The organism is Rahnella sp. BIGb0603 (genome assembly GCF_024808755.1).
Classification (GTDB): Bacteria; Pseudomonadota; Gammaproteobacteria; order Enterobacterales; family Enterobacteriaceae; genus Rahnella; species Rahnella contaminans.
The window spans coordinates 382,756-403,819 of record NZ_JANUEX010000004.1; the positions used below are offsets into that span (position 1 = coordinate 382,756).

Annotated in this window: 17 protein-coding genes and 1 other annotated feature; of the genes, 7 read left to right on the forward strand and 10 right to left on the reverse strand. The window is 53.0% G+C overall.

Features of this window, described 5'->3' with window-relative positions:
• The 3 genes from thrA to M2403_RS13110 all read right to left on the reverse strand — a co-directional run bounded on the left by thrA (nucleotide 1) and on the right by M2403_RS13110 (nucleotide 3,521).
• Nucleotides 1-2,460, reverse strand: coding sequence for a bifunctional aspartate kinase/homoserine dehydrogenase I (thrA, locus tag M2403_RS13100; RefSeq protein WP_259229455.1), 2,460 nt, complete (start codon nucleotides 2,458-2,460; stop codon nucleotides 1-3).
• A 34-nt stretch (nucleotides 2,461-2,494) separates the two neighbouring features.
• Nucleotides 2,495-2,611, reverse strand: a sequence feature (Thr leader region).
• Complete coding sequence (gene thrL / locus M2403_RS13105) at nucleotides 2,550-2,618, reverse strand: thr operon leader peptide (RefSeq protein WP_071823645.1); 69 nt, start codon at nucleotides 2,616-2,618, stop codon at nucleotides 2,550-2,552. Its footprint overlaps the feature before it by 62 nt.
• Before the next feature lie 216 nt (nucleotides 2,619-2,834).
• The gene (locus tag M2403_RS13110) at nucleotides 2,835-3,521 is read right to left on the reverse strand and encodes a tRNA/rRNA methyltransferase (RefSeq protein ID WP_152325189.1); all 687 of its coding nucleotides are present in this window, start codon (nucleotides 3,519-3,521) and stop codon (nucleotides 2,835-2,837) included.
• A gap of 665 nt (nucleotides 3,522-4,186) precedes the next feature.
• Between M2403_RS13110 and arcA the strand changes: the two genes are divergently transcribed.
• On the forward strand, nucleotides 4,187-4,903 hold the full coding sequence (gene arcA, locus M2403_RS13115; RefSeq protein WP_013577079.1) for a two-component system response regulator ArcA: 717 nt from the start codon (nucleotides 4,187-4,189) through the stop codon (nucleotides 4,901-4,903).
• Between the two features lie 102 nt (nucleotides 4,904-5,005).
• On the opposite strand, the gene creA is transcribed toward arcA, so the two are convergent.
• Nucleotides 5,006-5,488, reverse strand: coding sequence for a protein CreA (gene creA / locus M2403_RS13120; protein WP_165059690.1), 483 nt, complete (start codon nucleotides 5,486-5,488; stop codon nucleotides 5,006-5,008).
• 206 nt (nucleotides 5,489-5,694) lie between these two features.
• Between creA and robA the strand changes: the two genes are divergently transcribed.
• Nucleotides 5,695-6,558: an MDR efflux pump AcrAB transcriptional activator RobA gene (gene robA / locus M2403_RS13125; RefSeq protein WP_152325190.1), complete on the forward strand. Its 864-nt coding sequence runs from the start codon at nucleotides 5,695-5,697 to the stop codon at nucleotides 6,556-6,558.
• Between the two features lie 12 nt (nucleotides 6,559-6,570).
• Here robA and gpmB read toward each other — a convergent pair whose 3' ends face one another.
• Nucleotides 6,571-7,218 (reverse strand): 2,3-diphosphoglycerate-dependent phosphoglycerate mutase GpmB, encoded by a 648-nt coding sequence (gene gpmB, locus M2403_RS13130; protein ID WP_152325191.1) that lies wholly within the window; start codon nucleotides 7,216-7,218, stop codon nucleotides 6,571-6,573.
• 51 nt (nucleotides 7,219-7,269) lie between these two features.
• Here gpmB and yjjX point away from each other — a divergent pair, with 51 nt between their 5' ends.
• Complete coding sequence (gene yjjX / locus M2403_RS13135) at nucleotides 7,270-7,803, forward strand: inosine/xanthosine triphosphatase (RefSeq protein WP_047609789.1); 534 nt, start codon at nucleotides 7,270-7,272, stop codon at nucleotides 7,801-7,803.
• Between the two features lie 36 nt (nucleotides 7,804-7,839).
• Here the strand turns inward: yjjX and trpR are convergent, their stop codons facing one another.
• Nucleotides 7,840-8,175, reverse strand: a complete 336-nt coding sequence (gene trpR, locus M2403_RS13140; protein WP_259229466.1) for a trp operon repressor — start codon at nucleotides 8,173-8,175, stop codon at nucleotides 7,840-7,842.
• 56 nt (nucleotides 8,176-8,231) lie between these two features.
• Nucleotides 8,232-10,160 carry a murein transglycosylase gene (gene sltY / locus M2403_RS13145; protein ID WP_405047823.1) on the reverse strand — a complete coding sequence of 643 codons (1,929 nt, stop codon included), beginning with the start codon at nucleotides 10,158-10,160 and terminating at the stop codon, nucleotides 8,232-8,234.
• A 639-nt stretch (nucleotides 10,161-10,799) separates the two neighbouring features.
• Between sltY and M2403_RS13150 the strand changes: the two genes are divergently transcribed.
• The 3 genes from M2403_RS13150 (at nucleotide 10,800) to ettA (ending at nucleotide 16,460) form a co-directional block, all read left to right on the forward strand.
• Nucleotides 10,800-13,535, forward strand: coding sequence for a cation-transporting P-type ATPase (locus tag M2403_RS13150; protein ID WP_165058946.1), 2,736 nt, complete (start codon nucleotides 10,800-10,802; stop codon nucleotides 13,533-13,535).
• Nucleotides 13,536-13,875: 340 nt separating this feature from the next.
• Complete coding sequence (gene rcsA / locus M2403_RS13155) at nucleotides 13,876-14,574, forward strand: transcriptional regulator RcsA (RefSeq protein WP_152325194.1); 699 nt, start codon at nucleotides 13,876-13,878, stop codon at nucleotides 14,572-14,574.
• Between the two features lie 218 nt (nucleotides 14,575-14,792).
• Nucleotides 14,793-16,460 carry an energy-dependent translational throttle protein EttA gene (gene ettA / locus M2403_RS13160; protein WP_152325195.1) on the forward strand — a complete coding sequence of 556 codons (1,668 nt, stop codon included), beginning with the start codon at nucleotides 14,793-14,795 and terminating at the stop codon, nucleotides 16,458-16,460.
• Between the two features lie 60 nt (nucleotides 16,461-16,520).
• Here the strand turns inward: ettA and M2403_RS13165 are convergent, their stop codons facing one another.
• On the reverse strand, nucleotides 16,521-17,432 hold the full coding sequence (locus tag M2403_RS13165) for a LysR family transcriptional regulator (protein WP_152325196.1): 912 nt from the start codon (nucleotides 17,430-17,432) through the stop codon (nucleotides 16,521-16,523).
• A 99-nt stretch (nucleotides 17,433-17,531) separates the two neighbouring features.
• Here M2403_RS13165 and M2403_RS13170 point away from each other — a divergent pair, with 99 nt between their 5' ends.
• On the forward strand, nucleotides 17,532-18,533 hold the full coding sequence (locus M2403_RS13170; RefSeq protein WP_259229468.1) for a zinc-binding alcohol dehydrogenase family protein: 1,002 nt from the start codon (nucleotides 17,532-17,534) through the stop codon (nucleotides 18,531-18,533).
• 64 nt (nucleotides 18,534-18,597) lie between these two features.
• On the opposite strand, the gene M2403_RS13175 is transcribed toward M2403_RS13170, so the two are convergent.
• Nucleotides 18,598-19,455: a DUF2950 domain-containing protein gene (locus tag M2403_RS13175; protein WP_259229469.1), complete on the reverse strand. Its 858-nt coding sequence runs from the start codon at nucleotides 19,453-19,455 to the stop codon at nucleotides 18,598-18,600.
• Between the two features lie 17 nt (nucleotides 19,456-19,472).
• Nucleotides 19,473-21,044: a DUF3300 domain-containing protein gene (locus M2403_RS13180; protein ID WP_259229470.1), complete on the reverse strand. Its 1,572-nt coding sequence runs from the start codon at nucleotides 21,042-21,044 to the stop codon at nucleotides 19,473-19,475.
• Between the last annotated feature and the right edge of the window lie 20 nt (nucleotides 21,045-21,064).

Consider the following 21,064-nt stretch of genomic DNA (forward strand, 5'->3'; position numbering starts at 1 on the left):
TTAAACTCCTAACTTCCATGACAGCGTTCTCAAAAGATCGGCAAACACACCCGCCGCCGTCACATCATTACCGGCACCATAACCGCGCAACACCAGCGGTAACGGCTGATAATAGCGGCTGTAAAACGCCAGCGCATTCTCACCATTTTTTACTTTATAAAGCGGGTCATTACCATCGACAGCGTCAATTTTTACCTTGCAGCGCCCTTCTTCGATAGCACCGACGTAGCGCAATACTTTACCCGCTGCCGTCGCATCCGCAACGCGCTGAGCAAATTCGGCGTCCAGTCCCGGCAGTCGTGCCACAAATTCATTTACATTGCCCGAGGAATCAAACGATGCAGGCAAAACAGATTCCACATCGATATCCGATAATTCCAGCTTATAACCGGCTTCACGCGCCAGAATAAGTAACTTACGGGCGACGTCCATACCCGACAGATCATCACGCGGATCCGGCTCGGTGTAGCCCATCTCGCGCGCCTGCAAGGTGGCGGCAGACAGTGACATGCCTTCGTCCAGCTTACCGAAAATGAAGGACAGCGATCCGGAGAGGATCCCGGAGAAACGCAGCAGTTCATCGCCCGCATTCAGCAGGTTTTGCAGGTTCTCGATAACCGGCAAACCGGCGCCGACGTTGGTGTCGTACAGGAATTTGCGACGCGAACCATCTGCCGCTTTACGCAGCTGATGGTAATAATTCATCGATGAGGTATTGGCCTTTTTGTTCGGCGTGACGACGTGGAAACCATCGGCCAGGAAGTCGGCATATTGATCCGCCACTTCCTGGCTGGAAGTACAGTCAACAATCACCGGGTTCAGCAGATGGTATTCCTTCACCAGGCGGATCAGACGGCCCAGATTCAGAGGCTCTTTCGCCGCGCCCAGTTCGTCCTGCCAGGTATCCAGCGGAATGCCGTGAACGTTGGTGAGCAACGCGCGGGAATTGGCAATACCGCAAACGCGCAGATCGATATGTTTGGTTTTCAGCCAGGCCTGCTGACGGCGGATCTGTTCAATCAACGCCCCGCCCACACCGCCGACACCAATCAGAAAGACTTCGATAACCTGATCGGTGTTGAACAACATCTGGTGGCTGACGCGGACACCGGTAGTGGCATCTTCGTTATTCACCACAACGGAAATGGAACGCTCAGAAGAACCCTGCGCGATGGCGACGATATTGATATTGGCGCGCGCCAGTGCGGAGAAGAATTTCGCCGAGATTCCGCGCAGTGTACGCATGCCGTCGCCGACCACAGAAATCACGGCCAGTTTTTCCATAACGTCCAGCGGCTCAAGCAGACCATCTTTCAGCTCAAGATAGAACTCATCTTCCAGCGCCTTACGTGCGCGAACCAGCTCACTTTGCGGCACGCAGAAGCTGATGCTGTATTCAGACGAAGACTGGGTGATCAGCACAACGGAAATCCCGGAGCGCGACATCACTGCAAAAACGCGCGCCGCCATGCCGATCATCCCTTTCATCCCGGGGCCGGAAACGTTGATCATCGCCATGTTATTCAGATTGGTGATGCCTTTTACCGGCGTGCTGTCATCAAGACTTTCACTGCCGATCAGGGTTCCCGGCGCCTGCGGGTTAGTGGTGTTTTTAATCAGGCAAGGGATCTGGAACTGGGCAATCGGCAGGATGGTACGCGGGTGAAGGACTTTCGCGCCAAAATACGAAAGCTCCATGGCTTCCTGATAGGACATCGATTTCAGCAAGCGGGCATCGGGCACAGTGCGCGGGTCGCAGGTATAAACGCCGTCGACGTCAGTCCAGATTTCACAGCAGTCAGCGCGCAAACAGGCGGCCAGTACGGCGGCTGAATAGTCGGAACCGTTGCGGCCCAGCACCACCAGTTCGCCTTTTTCGTTACCGGCAGTGAAACCGGCCATCAGCACAATGTGATCGGCAGGAATGGCGCTGGCGGCAATACGGCGGGTGGATTCGTTGATATCGACAGTGGATTCAAGATAGTGGCCCTGAGCCAGCAGCTTTTCGACAGGATTAATGACGGTGACGCCAAACCCTTTCGCGATGAAAACGGCCTCCATAATGGCGATAGAGAGCTTTTCGCCACGACAGATAATTGAGGCGTTCACGCTGTCCGGGCATTGCCCCAGCAGCGCGATGCCGTGCAGTAACTGTTTAAGCTGAGCGAATTCCTGATCAATAAACGCTTTCACTTTCGGCAAATCAAAGCCCGGTTGCTGTGCTGCCAGACCGGTAATCAACTGACCAAAAATGTTTTCTGCGTCGCTCATGATGGTCTTGATGTCTTGTCCGGCGACAGTCCGTTCAATCATGGCAACCAGATAGTTGGTAATTTTGGCAGGCGCGGATAATACCGTCGCGACCTGTCCCTGACGCGCATTGCTTTCCATAATGTCCGCAACCCGCAAGAAGCGTTCTGCGTTTGCTACCGAGGTCCCGCCAAATTTCAACACTCGCATTTCTGGTTCTCTCCTGAAGCTCTCGTTTAAATGTAAAAAAAAAGCCCGCACTGTTTAGGTGCGGGCTTTTTTTCTTTTTCCTGTACGCGTCAGCCCGCCCCGTTACCTGTGGTATCGGTGGTGGTAATAATTGTTGTGTTCAGGCTGATGATTCGCATTTTATTTTTCTGTCTGTCTTTAGGTTTGTACTCTGTCTGCCTCTATTAGCTAAAGCATAAGGCGCAATAAGTCAATTTTTTTCTGTTTTTGCCCGGTTAATCACGGACAGAATCAAATGGATAATGAGCTGCCATTAAAATCATTTTCAGTGTTATCCGCAGGTCTGTTTCCTTCACACCGAAGATCACACCAGTGAAGCGGGTATTCCCGTCAGATCATTGGGTCAGCTTTTTTTCGATGTCATGCAGCAATGTGTGCAGCATTGCTGCGTCACGCTGCTGCAAAAGACCGAGCCTCTGATGCAGCCAGTCGGACAGTTTCTGGTCGTCTCCGGCACCGACATTTTCCAGTAAACGATCCACTCTTCCACGCAGCGCAGACAACTGTCCTTCCTGCGCATTTTCCGCTTTCGCCGACGTCACCTGATTCAGCGCTGACAGCTGATAGCAGAAAACCATCACCGCCTGGCCCAGATTCAGCGAGGGGTAATCTGCCACCATCGGGACGCCGGTCAGAACATCGGCAAGTTCCAGCTCTTCATTCGTCAGCCCGGAATCTTCGCGCCCGAACACCAGCGCCGCGTGGTTTATCCAGTCGCTCTTCTCTTCGAGCTGAACCTGCAATTCCTGCGGCGTGCAGTAATAGTGAAAACGCGCGCGGCTGCGTGCGGTGGTGGCAACGGTAAAATCAATGTCGGCCAGCGCTTCGGCGAGCGTATTGAAATGCAGCGCATTTTGCAGGATTTCCTGCGAACCGTGCGCAACCCAGCCGGCTTCCGGTTTGAGATGCGCCTCGCTGTCTACAATGCGCAATGACGCGAAGCCCATCGTTTTCATTGCCCGGGCAGCCGCACCGACATTTTCCGGGCGGGCCGGAGAAACTAAAATAATATGAAGTTGCATGTCGCGCCCCTGCAAAGAGTGAATGAAATTGCCGCCTGTTTTACAGCGATGAAATTTTATCCGATTCCAAAACTATTCATCGCTTATATTCTTCACAAGAACTTAACAGTCGGCTCAATATATTCTTTTATTTTATCGGAAAAGCTTACCCGATACGAAAAAAAGGTGCTGGTGCGGTTAAGCCGACTTTAAAGAAAAATTTATCATTATTTTTCATAAAGATATATAATAAGAATACATACAGATTTTGCATTTATCTTTCGTTGCTTGATGAATTGCTGAATCGTGTACAATAAAGGCCGAAATGTGACTCAAGCGTGCATTCTTGTAAGTGTTTTTCACTGTTCTGTTACCGTGCTACAATTGAACTTGATATATGTCAACAAACCGTAATTTTGTTGGGTGGTAATTTCGGCACTCGCTGTTATATTGCTGTTAATAGGGTTAGGATGTTCGCCGCTTTAGAACCCCGTGGAACTGCAGAAAGTGGAATCCCTGACCGAGCTTGCGATGTTGTTGCCGTTGATGGAAATTGCATCGAGAACGCGTTTACGTACTTTAGTCATGTAACGAGTGAGATGGCCAATAAGGCATCAAAATTCATCGGGATAACAAGGACTTCTGTACTCCTATTTTCTATTTGTTGGCAATCTTAGGTAGCAATCATGCAGACCCCTCACATTCTGATCGTCGAAGACGAGTTAGTGACACGTAATACGTTAAAGAGCATTTTTGAAGCGGAAGGCTACATGGTGCATGAAGCCAATGATGGCGCTGAAATGCACCACATTCTGTCCGAAAATGACATCAATCTGGTTATCATGGATATCAACCTGCCAGGCAAAAATGGCCTGCTGCTGGCACGCGAATTACGCGAACAAGCCAGCGTTGCACTGATGTTCCTGACGGGCCGCGACAACGAAGTCGACAAAATTCTGGGGCTGGAAATCGGCGCTGATGATTACATCACTAAGCCATTCAACCCGCGCGAACTGACTATCCGCGCACGCAATCTGTTATCCCGTACGATGAACCTGGGCACGACCGGTGAAGAACGTCGTCTGGTCGAAAGCTACAAATTCAATGGTTGGGAACTGGACATCAACAGCCGTTCACTGATCAGCCCGCAGGGCGAACAATACAAGTTACCGCGCAGCGAATTCCGCGCGATGCTGCACTTCTGCGAAAACCCGGGCAAAATCCAAACCCGTGGCGACCTGCTAAAGAAAATGACCGGTCGCGAGCTGAAGCCGCATGACCGTACTGTTGACGTCACCATTCGCCGCATCCGTAAACATTTCGAAGCGACGCCAGATACTCCGGAAATCATCGCGACCATTCATGGCGAAGGCTACCGTTTTTGTGGTGATCTGGAAGACTAATACAGAAGGTTGCCAACCGCTCTGTAGATGATGCAGCAAAACGTTAAAGGCCAGCGAAAGCTGGCCTTTTGTTTGAGTTCTGCTTTGAACATCCTCAAAAACTTACGGCGTCGTATGCGCCCACGGAATGATCGGAACAGCGCTCAGCGCATTTTTAGGTGAGCCATCGACGACTTTGTCTGAGTAACTCAGATAGATAAGCGCGTTACGTTTTTCATCGTAAAAGCGAACAACCTGAAGCTTTTTAAACACCAGTGACGTCCTTTTCTGAAAGACTACAGTTCCCTTGTCTTTGCCTTGTTTAATCTTATCGCTCAGCTCGATGGGGCCGACCTGCTGGCAGGAAATCGCCGCATCAGACGTGTCTTCTGCCAGCCCTAATCCGCCTTTAATCCCGCCGGTTTTCGCGCGACTGATATAACACGTTACATTTTTAATATCAGGATCATCAAAGGCCTCGACGACGATTTTATGGTCCGGTCCGAACAATTTGAAGACCGTATCGACCGACCCGACTTCCTCGGCATGCACTGCCCCCGAACAAATAACAAACATCCCAAATACAAAAATCCAACACTTTTTCATTAAGTTACTCCACGTCATGAGCATGACGTTGTTTTCTAAAGAAACCCCATTCGGAAAGCGTGCATTCACAGTTTCTGAATGAAATACTCTGTAACACCTGCAAATAGCACAGATAGCCAAAAAATTCTTAGGAAGTCTTATCAGTAAAAAGTTGCTATTATGCGCGCAACATTCTGTGAATTATCTTAGCTCAACGAGGACGATCTATGGATCAAGCAGGAATCATTCGTGACCTTCTTAGCTGGTTAGAAACCCATTTAGACCAGCCCTTGTCACTCGACAATGTCGCAGCCAAGGCCGGCTATTCCAAGTGGCACCTGCAGCGGATGTTTAAAGATGTCACAAACAATGCAATCGGTGCTTATATTCGCGCGCGTCGTCTTTCTAAAGCCGCCGTCGCTTTACGCCTCACCAGTCGCCCCATTTTAGATATCGCCCTTCAGTACCGTTTTGACTCTCAACAAACGTTTACACGGGCATTCAAAAAGCAATTTGCTCAAACTCCGGCGCTGTACCGCCGTGCTGAAGACTGGCATTCTTTCGGGATCTGCCCGCCAATTCGCCTGGGTGCGTTTATTCTGCCTCAGCCGGAATATATCGCGCTGCCTGAACAGCATCTGATCGGTATGACGCAAAGTTACGCCTGTACGCTGGAACAAATCACCACGTACCGTAACGAAATGCGCCGCCATTTCTGGCGTCAATATATTGGTGAAGCGAAAACGCTGCCACCGATACTTTATGGCCTGCACCATTCGCGTCCAAGCCAGGAAAAAGATGACGAACAGGAAGTCCTTTACACGACCGCGCTTGAGCCTGGGCATCTGCCGGAAAATGTTGAAGGTCAGCCGATTGTGTTGCAGGAAGGTGAATATGCCATGTTCCACTACAATGGCACGCCTGAGCATTTGCAGGAGTTTATTCTGACGTTGTACAGCACCTGTCTGCCAACGCTGAAACTGACCCGCAGAAAGGGACAGGATATCGAACGCTTCTACACTAATGGCCGTGCTCCCGGCACTGCACCATTAGAAATACAGTGTGATTACCTGATCCCAATCCGCCGCTAACGCCTCCAGGCGTTAGCGTTGTAACTCGTCTAACGCGGGCAGATCCAGATGTGATACATCGCCCGCCGTTTCCACAATCCAGCCATTCGCCAGCCACGCACTTTGCTGATGATCCACGCGCGACAATGAACAGTTACGCAGACGAAGACGACGTTCCGCATATGCAGGCAATCCCAGAATCGTACTGATCAGACATCCCAGCGCAATGCCGTGACTGACCAGCAGAGGTTTGCTGCCCGGCGGCAGTTGCAGACAGCTATCGAGCGCAGCACGCATACGCGCCGCCAGCTCCGTCATGGTTTCGCCTTCCGGAATACGCCCTTGCGGTGAGCCATCAACCATCTGCTTACGCCAGATTTCTTCCTGCCCGGTCAGGCCATCCAGAACGCGCTCTTCCAGCACGCCCATATGCAACTCCCGCAGACGCGGCTCATTGATCACTTCACAGCCGCAAGCATCAGCGATAATCTGCGCGGTGTGACGGGTACGCCCTAAATCACTGGTGATAACGTGAGTGATCCCTTCGTTGCGCACGCGCTCAGCAACCTGACGGGCCTGATAAAGACCTTTAGCCGTCAGAGGGCTGTCTGACTGCCCCTGAATACGACGCGCTGCGTTCCATTCTGTTTCGCCGTGACGGACGAGATATACCTGTAACATGTGTGTTTTCCGTTATACTGCGTGAAATTTGCTAAAGGATGCCAGAACTCTATGTACCATGTTGTCGCTGCAACCACTAACCCGGCAAAGATCAAAGCTATCGCCATGGCTTTTGAAGACATTTTCGGCGCTGAGGCGTTTCGCATTGAAGGCGTTGACGTCGATAGTGGTGTTCCAAATCAGCCCATCGGCAGTAATGAAACCCGTACCGGTGCGCGTCATCGCGTCATTGGTGCGCGTCAGGTTCGCCCGGAAGCGGACTTCTGGGTCGGCGTGGAAGCCGGTATCGAAGACAATATGACGTTCGCCTGGATGGTGATTGAGAATATGCACCAGCGCGGCGAATCCCGTTCTGCGAGCCTGATGTTACCTGAAATTATTTTACAGGGAATCAATCAGGGCAGCGAATTGGGAGATGAGATGGAGAAGCTGACCGGTATTGCGGAAGTTAAACGTAAAGGCGGCGCGATTGGCATTTTTACGGCGGGTAAACTGACGCGCACCAGCGTTTATCATCAGGCGCTGGTTCTGGCTTTAGCGCCGTTCCATAATCCGGTGTATCAGACTCGCGCGCAGACGCACTGAGTTTTGAAACCTGAAATTAAAACGAAAACGGACGCATCAGCCGTCCGTTTTTTCTGACAGTAACTGCTCTCCTAACCATTCCTTCAGTTCCGCCGGTGCCGTTTTCAGGCCGTTGGAACCCCGGGTTATCGTCGCGATACCGGCACCCAGCTGGCTTTTCAACTCCCGCTGGCTCATTTCTCCCCGCATCAGTTCCTGAATAATGCGCACCCGCGTCCCCAGCGCCGCTCGTTCGTCGGGCGTCAGAAGCAGTTGCAACAAATCCTGATGCAGATTTTCAGCAAAAGATTGCTGTAGCAGTGCCAGAAAGCACTGCCAGTCCTCATTGCCTTGTTGGGAAAGAGCAGGGTCAGTGAGTGTTCGTTGCGTCATGTGAGGGCTGCCATACTATTGAACTAGTACAGCAGCTTAACATAAACGCCCGAAAATCAGTAACGCCTCTGCCATTCGGCATCCGTCAAAATTTTGGCCGGTTGATGTAAAAAATAGCGATAAAACGCATCATATGCCAACACATTTTTAACATATCGGCGCGTTTCAGAGAAAGGGATACTTTCGATAAATGCGACGGAGTCCACCCTGCCCGCGCTGGTTCCCAGCCAGGTGTTCACACGCGACGGACCGGCGTTATAGGCGGCGCTGGATAAAATACGGTTGCGGCCAAACATCTGGTAGACGTATTCAAGATAGCTGGTGCCGATGGTGATATTCATCTGCGGATCCAGCAACTGCGCCGGATTGCTGTAACCCTGCAAACCGAACATATCCACCGTGTGCTGCGCCGTGGCAGGCATAACCTGCATCAGGCCCGCCGCGCCCACCGGAGAACGCGCTTTCGGATTCCATGCACTTTCCTGACGGGCAATCGCCATCGCGTAGCTTTGGGTAATGCCTTTATCATTGGTCGCACGGCGGAATTCATCCGGCCATGCCAGCGGGAAACGTTCTTCGAGATAATCCCACAGCTTGCCGGTTATCGTGGCCTGTACGCTCAGGTCCGGCCATTTTTGCTCGAAGGCATAACGCGCCAGCGCGGATTGCTGCACTGTACTGCGGCTGCTCACCAGATAGCTCCATTCGGTGCGCGCCAGATTGTCCATCTGCCAGTACATCAGTTCACGTACACGGGCCACTTCCGGCAATGCCGCTATGCTGGCATCCGGTTTTGTCGCCACAGAAATCTGCATCGGATACGCGACATTCAGCTTTTGCGCCGCCGCCATCGGATAGAAACCGCGCCCCTGCATTAATGTGCGCAGCATCGCTTCACCCTGCGAGCGTTGCCCTTTGTCGATCATGACCGACGCACGCCAGTATTGCCATTCGTCCTGCTGCAAAGCGTCCGAAGGCAAACGCTCCAGCCACTGACTCAACCCCTGACGGTCACCGGCAGCCAGCGCCATGCGGATCCGACGTTCAACCAGCGGGGTGGAATGACTGCGCAGAATCACGTTATCGCGCCATGCGGCCTGTTCCGGCGTGGCATCGCTGCCCATATAACGCCAGGCAACGGCTTCTTCCAGTTCCAGACGATCGCTGTCACTCATCTTCTGCAAACGCGCCAGAACCGGGATCATCGAACGCGCGTTTTCCGAATCATCGCGGGCAATGCGGGCGAACGTAATGCTGGTGGCGTTACGGGTGAAATCGGTCGGCCCTACGTTACGCGCAAAGCTTTCAATCGTATTCGGGTTGTTTTGCAGATCGACCAGTGCGTCGCGCATCGTCTGATAATCCGGTGGCAACTGTTTCGCCAGATAACTCACCAGACTGGTATTCCCGGCTTTCATCGCCAGACCAATACGTTGCAGCGTCGTCAGGGCAGTCTGATTGCCTGCGCCCTGCCAGACTGAGAATAATTTGTCGCAGGTATTCGGCAGCGACGTGCCGGTTAACCAGATATCTTTCGCGCCATCAAACGCAGTTTTCTGATCGCCGGTGGCCCATTTTGCATAGTAATAGTTACAGCGGGCGGCGACCGGCTTCGGCGGCTGCGGGCTGAAAGACAACAAACTGTTCCAGTCCTGACGGCGCGCCAGTTCATTCACAAAGCGTGCTGGCAGGGAACGCGCCGGCGGCAAGGTCGGGTTCGCTTTCACAAAGGCATTCACCTGAGCCGGTGTCGCCTCGCCCAGATCCTGCGTCAGCTGGCGGTATTCGAGATAAGGATAAAGAGGATAATCTTCGAGCGTCGGCATCAGCTGGCCAACGACGTCCATCTGATTATTATCCCACGCCTGTTTAATCTGCATGTAGTGCTGACGTTGCGAATCCAGCGAATCCGCTTTCGCCACGCCCGATGCTGTCACCAGCAATACGCTCATTGTCAGAGCGTGCCATTTGTCCACCTTGACCATACTTGCCTTTATCCTCACGGGTTGTCTTTCCTTCTGTGCCAGCTGCACAGATATTGCCCTACAGACCTGCTGTTTTTGATGTAAGAACTGTTCTTCGTTCTGTAGACAGTCACTACGCTAATCGATTCATTTTGAAAATTGAAGTCATGCGGGAAGCGCATCACAAACTTTACACAGTGTGAGGCATGCGCAAAGCCGTTACCAGAGAACCGCGCGCTTATTTTACGTAACACAACGTAGCAGATGAATAAGCACAAATGGCTATATTATTACCGCGATAATGGTCGGATATTTGAGAGATCCCAAATAGATAGTACCCTTACAATGAGAATCTGAACAAACACACTGACAAAATTTATCTTTATTTACGCTAATTTACCGTGATATTAAAACCCTAAACAAAACCTAAATGAGTAGCAAATAATACCGATATTCCTAATTCGATTAACACAATGTTTTCATTGGAAAATTTTATTATTGATATCGTTATAAAAGTCTTTATTGGTTCAGATCAATTTTATTTTCGCGTAATTAATTATTATCACGCCATATTCTCAAACCGATTTGAATACCCGTAGTAATTACACGCTTAATTTAATCACGTGCAAGCATTCTTATTCATCGCTTATGGAAAAGTATATGACTCACTCATCATCTGTCAAAACCAATGCCAGCCCTTCTTCTTCAGCGGCGGCAGAAAACAAAAACTGGTATCAGATTAGTAGTAACGACGCCATGTCGCGTCTGGAAACCAGCGAAGCCGGCCTGAACCCGCAGGTTGCCGCTGAGCGCCTGAAAGAATTTGGTCCAAATGCCTTACCGGAAAAACCAACCAAAAGCGCCCTGATGCGTTTCCTGGCGCATTTCAATGACGTCCTGATTTACATCCTGCTCGCGGCAGCGGTTGTGACCGGTGCAATGGGCCACTGGGTGGACACGCTGGTAATCCTCGGCGTTGCTGTCATTAACGCCATGATCGGTTTTCTGCAAGAAAACAGCGCCGAGAAATCGCTGAAAAGCATTCAGAATATGCTGTCCAGTCAGGCGGTTGTGATCCGCGACGGACAGATTCAGACCATCAATGCCGATCAACTGGTACCCGGCGATATCGTTCAGCTGCGTCCGGGCGATAAAATCCCGGCAGACCTGCGTATCGTCAGCGCACACAATCTGCAGGTTGAGGAAGCCATCCTGACCGGCGAATCTACCGTCGTCACCAAAACAGCCCGTACTATCGACGATGAAGTCATGATTGGCGACCGTCACAATCTGCTGTTCTCGGGCACGATGATCAGCGGCGGAACGGCTACCGGCGTGGTGTATGCCACCGGTAAAGACACCGAACTGGGCCATATCAACCAGATGATGTCGTCGATTGAACCGCAGCGCACCCCGTTGTTGCAGCAAATCGACAAGCTGGGTAAAGGCATTTTTGCCCTGATTTTGCTGATGATGGCGTTCCTGTTTGTCTTCGCCTTTATCCTGCGCGACATGCCGCTCGGCGAACTGTTGCTGTCGCTGATAAGCCTCGCCGTGGCTTCCGTGCCGGAAGGCTTACCGGCCATCATCTCGATTATTCTGTCCCTCGGCGTTCAATCGATGGCGCGTAATCACGCGATTATCCGTAAGCTGCCGACCGTCGAAACGCTGGGTTCAATGACCGTCATCTGCTCGGATAAAACCGGCACGCTGACCATGAATGAAATGACCGTTAAGGCGGTGATTCTGGCAGACCGCGCTTATAACGTGGAAGGTGAAAGCTACCAGCCGAGAGGCCGGATTGTGGACGCCACGACGCAGCAGCAAATTGATGTCATCAATACGCCGGTACTGAACACCTTCATCACGGCGGTCGATTTATGTAACGACAGCCAGCTGATTCAGGACGACAAAGGCCACTGGGGCATTACCGGCGGGCCGACCTCCGGCGCGCTGAAAGTGCTGGCGGCGAAATGCACACTGAACACCGGTAAAATCGAATCTCTGGATAAAATCCCGTTCGATTCCAAACACAAATACATGTCGACGTTGCAGCGCATTGACGGCAAAACGCAGCTCTTTGTGACCGGTGCGCCAGACGTCCTGTTCTCGCTGGCGACATTTGAGCTGACCGAAAACGGTGTACAGCCTTTCCGCCGCGAATACTGGGAAGAAGAGATGGCGCGCTACGCCCGTCAGGGCCTGCGTATGGTTGCCGCCGCGTTCAGGGATGAGCCGGAAATCAACGGTGATCTGAGCCACGACGATTTGCAGCAAGGCCTGGTCTTCGCCGGTATCGCCGGAATGATGGATCCGCCACGCCCGGAAGCCATTGATGCTATTGCGCAATGTCAGCAGGCCGGGATCCGCGTGAAGATGATCACCGGTGACCATCAGGAAACGGCGATGGCCATCGGCAAAATGTTAGGTATTGGCAACAGCGGGGATTCCATCACCGGCAACGAGCTTGAGCACATGGACGACGCCGAACTGGCGGTCGCTGCCAGCCAGTACGATATTTTCGCCCGTACCAGCCCTGAGCATAAGCTGCGTCTGGTGAAAGCGTTGCAGGAAAACGGTGAAGTGGTCGGCATGACCGGCGACGGCGTGAACGATGCGCCTGCGCTGAAACAGGCTGATGTCGGCATCGCGATGGGCATCAAAGGCACCGAAGTTACCAAAGAAGCCGCCGATATGGTGCTGACGGATGACAACTTCGCGACCATCGCCAGTGCGGTGAAAGAAGGCCGCCGTGTTTACGACAACCTGAAGAAAACCATTCTGTTTATTCTGCCGACTAACCTCGCGCAGGGGCTGCTGATTATCCTGGCGATTCTGGCCGGTGCGGTGATCCCGCTGACGCCGGTGCAAATCTTGTGGATGAACATGGCAACGTCAACCACGCTGTCATTCGGTCTGGCCTTTGAACCTGCCGAGAAAGGCATGATGCGCCGCCGTCCGCGTGAGCCGGGTCAGCACGTGTTAGACCTGCACGCCGTCTGGCGTATCGCTTTCGTCGGTATTCTGATTGCCTGTAGCGCCTTCATTCTTGAAGCCTGGATGCAACCGCTCGGCTACAGCAGCGATTTGATTCGTACTGTCTTGCTGCAAACGCTGGTCACCGCGCAGTGGGTTTACATGTTTAACTGCCGCGTGATGGACCGCTTCCCGCTGAGCCGCGAAGTGTTCGTCAACAAAGGTCTGTGGATTGTCTCCGGCGTGCTGCTGGTGCTGCAACTGGCGCTGATTTATCTGCCAGTGATGAACCACCTGTTTGGCACCGTACCGCTGCCGCTGAAATTCTGGGGCATTACCCTGCTGGTCGGTGCGATGATCTTCGTGATTGTCGAAATCGAGAAATGGCTGGTTAACCGCTTCATTCGTAAAAAAGCGTAGCGAGTTTCCCGCTTACCGGGCTACTTTCTGTAGCCCGGTTTTTTTCAATAAAAACATCATAATTCTAAAACTTTAACGCGCATCGCCCTCATTTCGTCTCAAAGATCTCACAAAACGTCCCAAAGCCGGTTCTGCTGATTTACATCAATCCTTCCCCGCTTTATTACTCTGCCTAAGGGTTCTCCCGTCACACAGCAAAGTCATATTTTGCCGCCAAACGGCAATTTCCAGGGATACGCCCCCATCGCAGTACGGCTGCGTTGATCAAACCGGTCGATTTATAAAAACGAGCTCTCTGCGCCTGCAGAAAAACATAGAGCCAAAAAATAGGTAACTTACGATGTCATCGCTCATTGTAGATAAGTGCTTTTACACGCAGCTGGCATTGCATTCACTCTTGCAACTTAACGGACAACACCAGAAAGATATTCTTTCGCTTAAGGACATCAACGCACTGCAAGCCGCATGCAATTCCCTGAGGCCTGAAATCATCTTTGTAAACGAAGACTGCTTCGTCACCGATGCACAGTCCGGTCACGCGTTAAGGGAAGTGATCAACGCGCATCCCGGTACGCTGTTCTTTGTTTTTATTTCCAAAGAAAACCTGAATTATCAGAACTATGTACCGATCCGGAAAAACATCATCATCATTTCGAAATCGATTCGCACCACCACGATTTACCAGCTGATCGCGCATAATCTGCAACTGTCACGCTTCACAGAAGCAGAGCCTGAAGTTGAAACGGAGCAACCGCTGGATCTCACTCCGGTCAGCCTGAGCCGTACCGAGTCAAGCATTCTGAAAATGTGGATGTCTGGGCTGAACACGCAAAATATTTCCCAGCACCTGAACATCAAGCAAAAAACGGTGGCGTCTCACAAAGGCAACATTAAGCGCAAAGTCAAAACCCAAAATAAACAGGCTATTTATCATGTCGTTAAGCTCACAGATATTTTGACCACAGGAATGTTTGTCGGCAGAACCCAGCCTATCCGCCTCACCGGCGAACCGGACGAATTCAGCGTTCCTTTCGGCTAACCGTTAACGCCCCTGCATCCGGCCAGCAACATTCTTCCCTTACTGTGAAGCTGATGGTTGGGAACACGACTGAAACACGCTAAACTTCCCGGTCGGAACCCTTATCAGTCATGCCGCAGTCAGGCGGGGCTGGCTTTAATTCGCCGCTGCGCCCGCCGGATCAGTCTCAATGATTCGGCTCATGCGCGCGGCCCGCAGAGAAAGAGGCTCAAAACAACGTGGCTCAATACGTATATTCCATGCACCGCCTCGGCAAAGTTGTTCCGCCGAAGCGTCATATTCTTAAGAACATCTCCCTGAGTTTCTTCCCCGGCGCCAAAATCGGCGTTCTGGGTCTGAACGGTTCAGGTAAATCTACCCTTCTGCGCATCATGGCCGGTATCGATACCGATATCGAAGGCGAAGCGCGCCCGCAGCCTGATCTGAAAATTGGTTATCTGCCGCAGGAACCGCAACTGAACATGGAACACACTGTGCGTGAGTCCGTGGAAGAAGCCGTTTCTGAAGTTGTGGGCGCACTCAAACGCCTTGATGAAGTTTATGCGCTGTACGCTGAGCCGGAAGCCGATTTCGACAAACTGGCCGCCGAACAGGGCAAGCTGGAAGAAATCATTCAGGCACACGACGGCCATAACCTGAACAGCCAGCTGGAACGTGCTGCCGATGCGCTGCGCCTGCCAGACTGGGATGCGAAAGTCGCGACCCTGTCCGGAGGTGAACGCCGCCGCGTGGCGCTATGCCGTCTGCTGCTCGAAAAACCTGACATGCTGCTGCTCGACGAACCGACCAACCACCTGGATGCGGAATCCGTAGCATGGCTGGAACGCTTCCTGCACGACTTCGAAGGGACCGTTGTGGCGATTACCCATGACCGTTACTTCCTCGATAACGTTGCCGGTTGGATCCTTGAGCTTGACCGCGGCGAAGGTATTCCGTGGGAAGGTAACTATTCCACCTGGCTGGAACAAAAAGATGAACGTCTGGCGCAGGAAGCTTCTTCCGAAGCGGCCCGTCGTAAATCTATTGAGAAAGAGCTGGAATGGGTTCGTCAGGGCGCGAAAGGCCGTCAGTCTAAAGGCAAGGCCCGTCTGGCTCGCTTCGAAGAACTGAACAACACCGAATACCAGAAACGTAACGAAACCAACGAATTGTTCATTCCACCGGGTCCACGTCTGGGCGACAAAGTCGTTGAAGTGAAGAACCTGAGCAAATCTTATGGTGATCGCGTTCTGATTGACGACCTGTCCTTCTCCGTACCGAAAGGCGCTATCGTCGGCATTATCGGCCCGAACGGTGCCGGTAAATCCACACTGTTCCGCATGATGTCCGGTCAGGAAGAAGCAAACAGCGGCACGATTGAGCTGGGCGACACTGTGAAACTGGCGTCCGTTGATCAGTTCCGTGACTCAATGGATAACAGCAAAACCGTGTGGGAAGAAGTGTCCGGTGGTCAGGACATCATGCGTATCGGCACGACCGAAATGCCAAGCCGCGCGTACGTGGGCCGTTTCAACTTCAAAGGGGTTGATCAGGGCAAACGCGTCGGTGAGTTGTCCGGTGGTGAGCGCGGTCGTCTGCATCTGGCAAAACTGCTGCAGGTGGGCGGTAACATGCTGCTGCTCGATGAACCGACCAACGACCTCGACATCGAAACCCTGCGCGCACTGGAAAACGCCTTGCTGGAATTCCCGGGCTGCGCCATGGTCATTTCCCATGACCGCTGGTTCCTCGACCGCATCGCGACCCACATCCTTGATTATCAGGATGAAGGTAAAGTCGAATTCTTCGAGGGTAACTTCACCGAATACGAAGAATACAAAAAACGTACTTTAGGTGCCGAAGCGTTAGAGCCGAAGCGCATCAAGTACAAAAAGATGATCAAGTAATCGTCTTTATGAACGAACGAAGGCCCGGCGACGGGCCTTTTTTTATGCGCCGGATACCCTTTATTCCCCCGCCAGCGCTTCGCTGTAACTCTTCGCAAAGCCGTATTCTTCCAGCATAAAATCAATAAAACACGCCAGCGCCGGAGAATTCAGTTTCCGCCCCGGATACACCAGAAACAGATCGTTGCCTTCCGCTTCCCACTCCGGCAACACTCGCACCAGCGTACCGGCGGCCACTTCGTCATGGCACAAAAATGCTGGTAACAACGTGATGCCCGCGCCCGCCAGCGCGCATTCCCGCGCATACAGCAGATTGTCAGTGGTATGCGCCGAAGGCAGCAGCCAGCGATGATAAGTTTCGCCGCGATGCAGCACCCATTCCGACCATGCACGGTGCGCAATACAGTGATGCGAGGCTAACTGCTGAGGTGATTCAATCAGCGGATGCTGCGCCAGATAATCAGGCGAAGCCAGAAGATAGCGCGGGCTGTGGCCCAGTTCACGGCCGATCAGCGAGGAGTCCTGCGGCTTGCCGGTGCGCAGCGCGATATCAAATCCTTCCTGCACCAGATCCACCAGCGCGTCAGACACCGACACTTCCAGCGAAACGTCCGGGTAACGCTTTTGGAATTCGACGTTCATGCGCGCCAGCAGCGTGGCACCCAGCCCCGCCGGGCTGGTGATGCGCAAGCGCCCGCTGGGATTATCACGCAACCGGCGGATCGCCAGTTCCGCCCGCTCGCTGGCCTGCATCATTTCCTGACAGTGGATCAGATAGCGTTCACCGGCAAACGTCAGATTGAGCTGGCGCGTGGTGCGGTTCAGTAGCCGCAGGCCAACGGATTTTTCCAGCTGGCTTATCCGCTGGCTGACGCTGGATTTCGGCAAACCGGCACGGCTGGCCGCCTGTGTAAAACTGCCGCATTCCGCGACCAGAGCAAACAGCGCCATATCCTGCAATTGTTTAAACACGATTGTTCACCTCAGCCGAACACTTTGTTAGTTATTGTCCATCTTATCAGGCTGCCGTCAGAGGACTAGACTGTCTGAATACCCAATGGAGGAATTTTTATGTCTGTTAAAGCGATTGCCGTAAATCCAAAAGAACCATCCCGTTTTATCGCCATCGAACTGCCACAACCTGTGCCGGGCGAAAATGACCTGCTGGTGGAAGTGAAAGCCGTTTCGATTAACCCGGTCGATACCAAAGTGCATAAAGGCGTGCAGAAAAGCGGCCTTGATGCGCCTAAAATTTTGGGCTGGGATGCCAGCGGGATTGTGAAAGCCGTGGGCAGCGCGGTGAAAAACTTCAAAGCGGGCGACGAAGTCTGGTTCGCCGGTGACATCACCCGCTCCGGCAGCAACGCTTCCGAGCAGCTTATCGACTCACGCATCGTTTCCGTGAAACCGAAATCCCTGAACTGGGCGCAGGCCGCCGCAATGCCGCTGACCACGCTGACGGCCTGGGAAGCGCTGTTCGAACACCTGAAAATTCAGGAGGCTTCGGACGACAAAACGCTGCTGATTATCGGCGGTGCCGGTGGCGTCGGTTCTCTGGCGATCCCGTTTGCTTCGCTGCAAAGCAAAGTAAAAGTCATTGCGACCGCTTCGCGTCCGGAATCGGCGCAGTGGTGTCTGGATCGCGGTGCCGATCTGACCGTGAGCTACAAAGATCTGAAAGGTGAGCTGGCGAAACACGATATCAAACAGGTGGACTTCATTCTTTGCCTGAATGACACCGACGGTCACTGGGACGCGATTACCGATCTGATTGCGCCAATGGGCCACATCTGTACGATCGTTGAGAACGAACATCCACTGGATATGAACAAGCTGAAACTGAAAAGCGCCGCGCTGCACTGGGAACTGATGTATACCCGCAGCATGTTCAATACGCCGGATATCGCGCAGCAGGGCGAGATCCTCAGGCAAGTCGCCGCGCTGGTGGATGAGGGCAAAGTCACCACCACGCTGAGCGAAACCCTGCACGGTCTGACCGTGGAAAGCATCGAAGCAGCTCACGCGAAAGTGCTGGATGGCCATATGCAGGGCAAAGTCGTCGTCGCTTTCTGACCTTTTCTGCAAAAGCAAAACCCCGCGATTTTCATGGCGGGGTTCTTTTTATCCTGCATTGCGGCTATTCGCCGTCATCAACCTTCTGCCATCTGGCGTCCGGATCAAACGTCGTCAATGCCCGCGCCACAGCATCACTGTTTGCACCTAAATCCTGCTGATACACATCGCCTTGCTGATTAATCATAAAACTGGTGATACCGGTATGACCGTAAACCACCGGCCACGCGATGAGCGCAAAACCCCGGGTCATTTTTCCGTTTTCGATGTAACTGTGTGCCCCGCCGCTGGCGTTCCCGCCCTGCGCGGTGAGAATGCGGTAATAGTAGCCGTGATAATCGGTGCCTGGCTGATCCTGACCGAAAGCAGGCCCAAGCGGGCTTGGCGCGTCGCCTTCTTTGACCGGCCAGTACAACCCGTCGTGCTGCCCGTCAGTGCTGATAATCTTCTGAGCAAACTGCCCGGCGCCCAGCTGATATTCATGTTGTGCGTCGGCGTAAGCCGAAACCGCCTGCATGGCCGACAGCTCGTTACGACCAATGGTGCGGGTTTCAATTTCTGCCGCGCCCGCCACCATATCGAACTCCCAGCCCTGCGCCGTGCGTTTCATCGGGATCGGCAGTTGCCAGTTTTCTTCCCCGACGTTCAGATGCGCAATATCACCTTGCTCAAAAATTTTGTGGCTGACATTCCAGTCACGCAGAAAGCGCGCCACTTCATCAGGGTCGACCTCTTTTTTCGGCAGATAAACCTGCCAGTCGCTGCCGAGAATTTTCCCCAGCGCCATATCGTCATGTGCCTGCGTCGCTTTCACCAGCGCCTGAGCCGCCTGTTCCGGGCGGGAAAATGCCTGCTGCGCAAACCCCGTCTGAGGCAGGGCAAACAGGCTGGTGCAAATCACAATGTTACGTAATGTCTTCATGACTTTTCCTCGTAAGCCTAGCGGCGGTGAATATGAACCGGTTCCGCATTCGCCGGGCGTGCGTGCTGGAAGTTTTGCATCTGCTGGCGGCTCTGATTACCGCGCGCCTGCTGCTGTTGCCATGACGGCGCGCGGCTCGAATTTCCGCTGAATGCCGTGCTGCGCGGCATATTACTGGCCTGATGGAAGTTCTGCCTTTGTTGCTGATTTCCGCCTCGCAGGGCGTTCTGGTTGCCGTTTTGCTGACGGTTTAACGCCTGATGCTGCTGCGGTAACGGATGACCGGACGCCTGATGATTATTCAGATTCGCAGCGCCGCGGCTGGCCGAAGCGGCACCCGTCGCGGAATGCGTCGCACCCGACAAATTGCCCTCATGGCGATTCATCACCGAAGCGGCCTGCTGACGTCGCTGATCCCTCGTCTGCCCGCTCAGGTTATTTTGTACGCCCGGGTTGCCGTCAAAACCCCGATAATTATTACGCTGCGCTACATTATTCAGTGCCTGATTTTGCGTCGCTCCGTTCAGGTTCGCCCGGTTATTCGGGACACCTGCGTTGAAAGCTGGATTATGCTGCCAGCCCTGTGTCGCTGCTGAACCTGAATGGTTAACCGTGTTGTTATTACCTGATATGCGGTTGTAATTATTGACGTTTACGTTGACGTAATTGTTGGACGAACCGCCGTGATGGCCGTCATCGTGATGATCGTCATGGTGGTCGTAATCGTCGTGATGATGATCATCATCCCAGTCGATATTGCCGAAAATCGCGTAGGTTGCCGCGACGCCAACGCCAAAACCGATGCCTGACGCCACGCCGTTCACAAACTGCTGACCCGGCGGCGGTGGCAGATAAACCGGCGGGTAAGCCGGTGTCGGCCATGCGCCATAAACGACATTCGGGTTATAACTCGGCACGTAAACCACCTGCGGATCGGCGGATTCAATAATAATGGTCTGCTGCGCGGGCTGAGCATTGACCACGGTTGTGCTGCTTTGCGCCGCCGGTTTTACCGTGACTTTCTGCTGCGGCGTACTTTTCAGGGCTCCGCTCTTTTGCGCGACCTGACGGAATTTCTGTACGGTGTCCATCACGTCACCGGGTTGCGCCAGAAACGCGTCTCCCAGATTTTGTACCCATGCCGGATCTTCGCCCATCAGCGCCAGTAATTGCGGAAACGCTACCAGAGATTTCACGCTCGGATCCCAGGGTTCATTCGCCACAGCTTTGACGGCGGGATCACCCTGACTTTGCGGATGGTCACGCGACCATTGCACAGCCTGAATGACGTTGGTCGGATACGTGGATGCCATCAGAACCTGAGAAAGCAGACTGTCAGGATAAAGCGCTACGGGCGCAACCCACTGATCAAGCTGAGCTTGTGTAAAAGCTGGAGGTGTAACGGGAGTGGCAGGCGGAGGAACGGCAACAACAGGTGCCGCAACGGGCGCGGGTGGTGCAGTCTGAACGGTGGTTTCGGCCTGACTGCGCACCGGAAACCAGCCTTGCATGAACATCACGCTGGCAAGAGCAAAAGCCCCTGCGCTGCATACGACTGCGATACCCCAGGGCTTGAATGACAAATTCATTCGGATCACCTTAAAAAGCC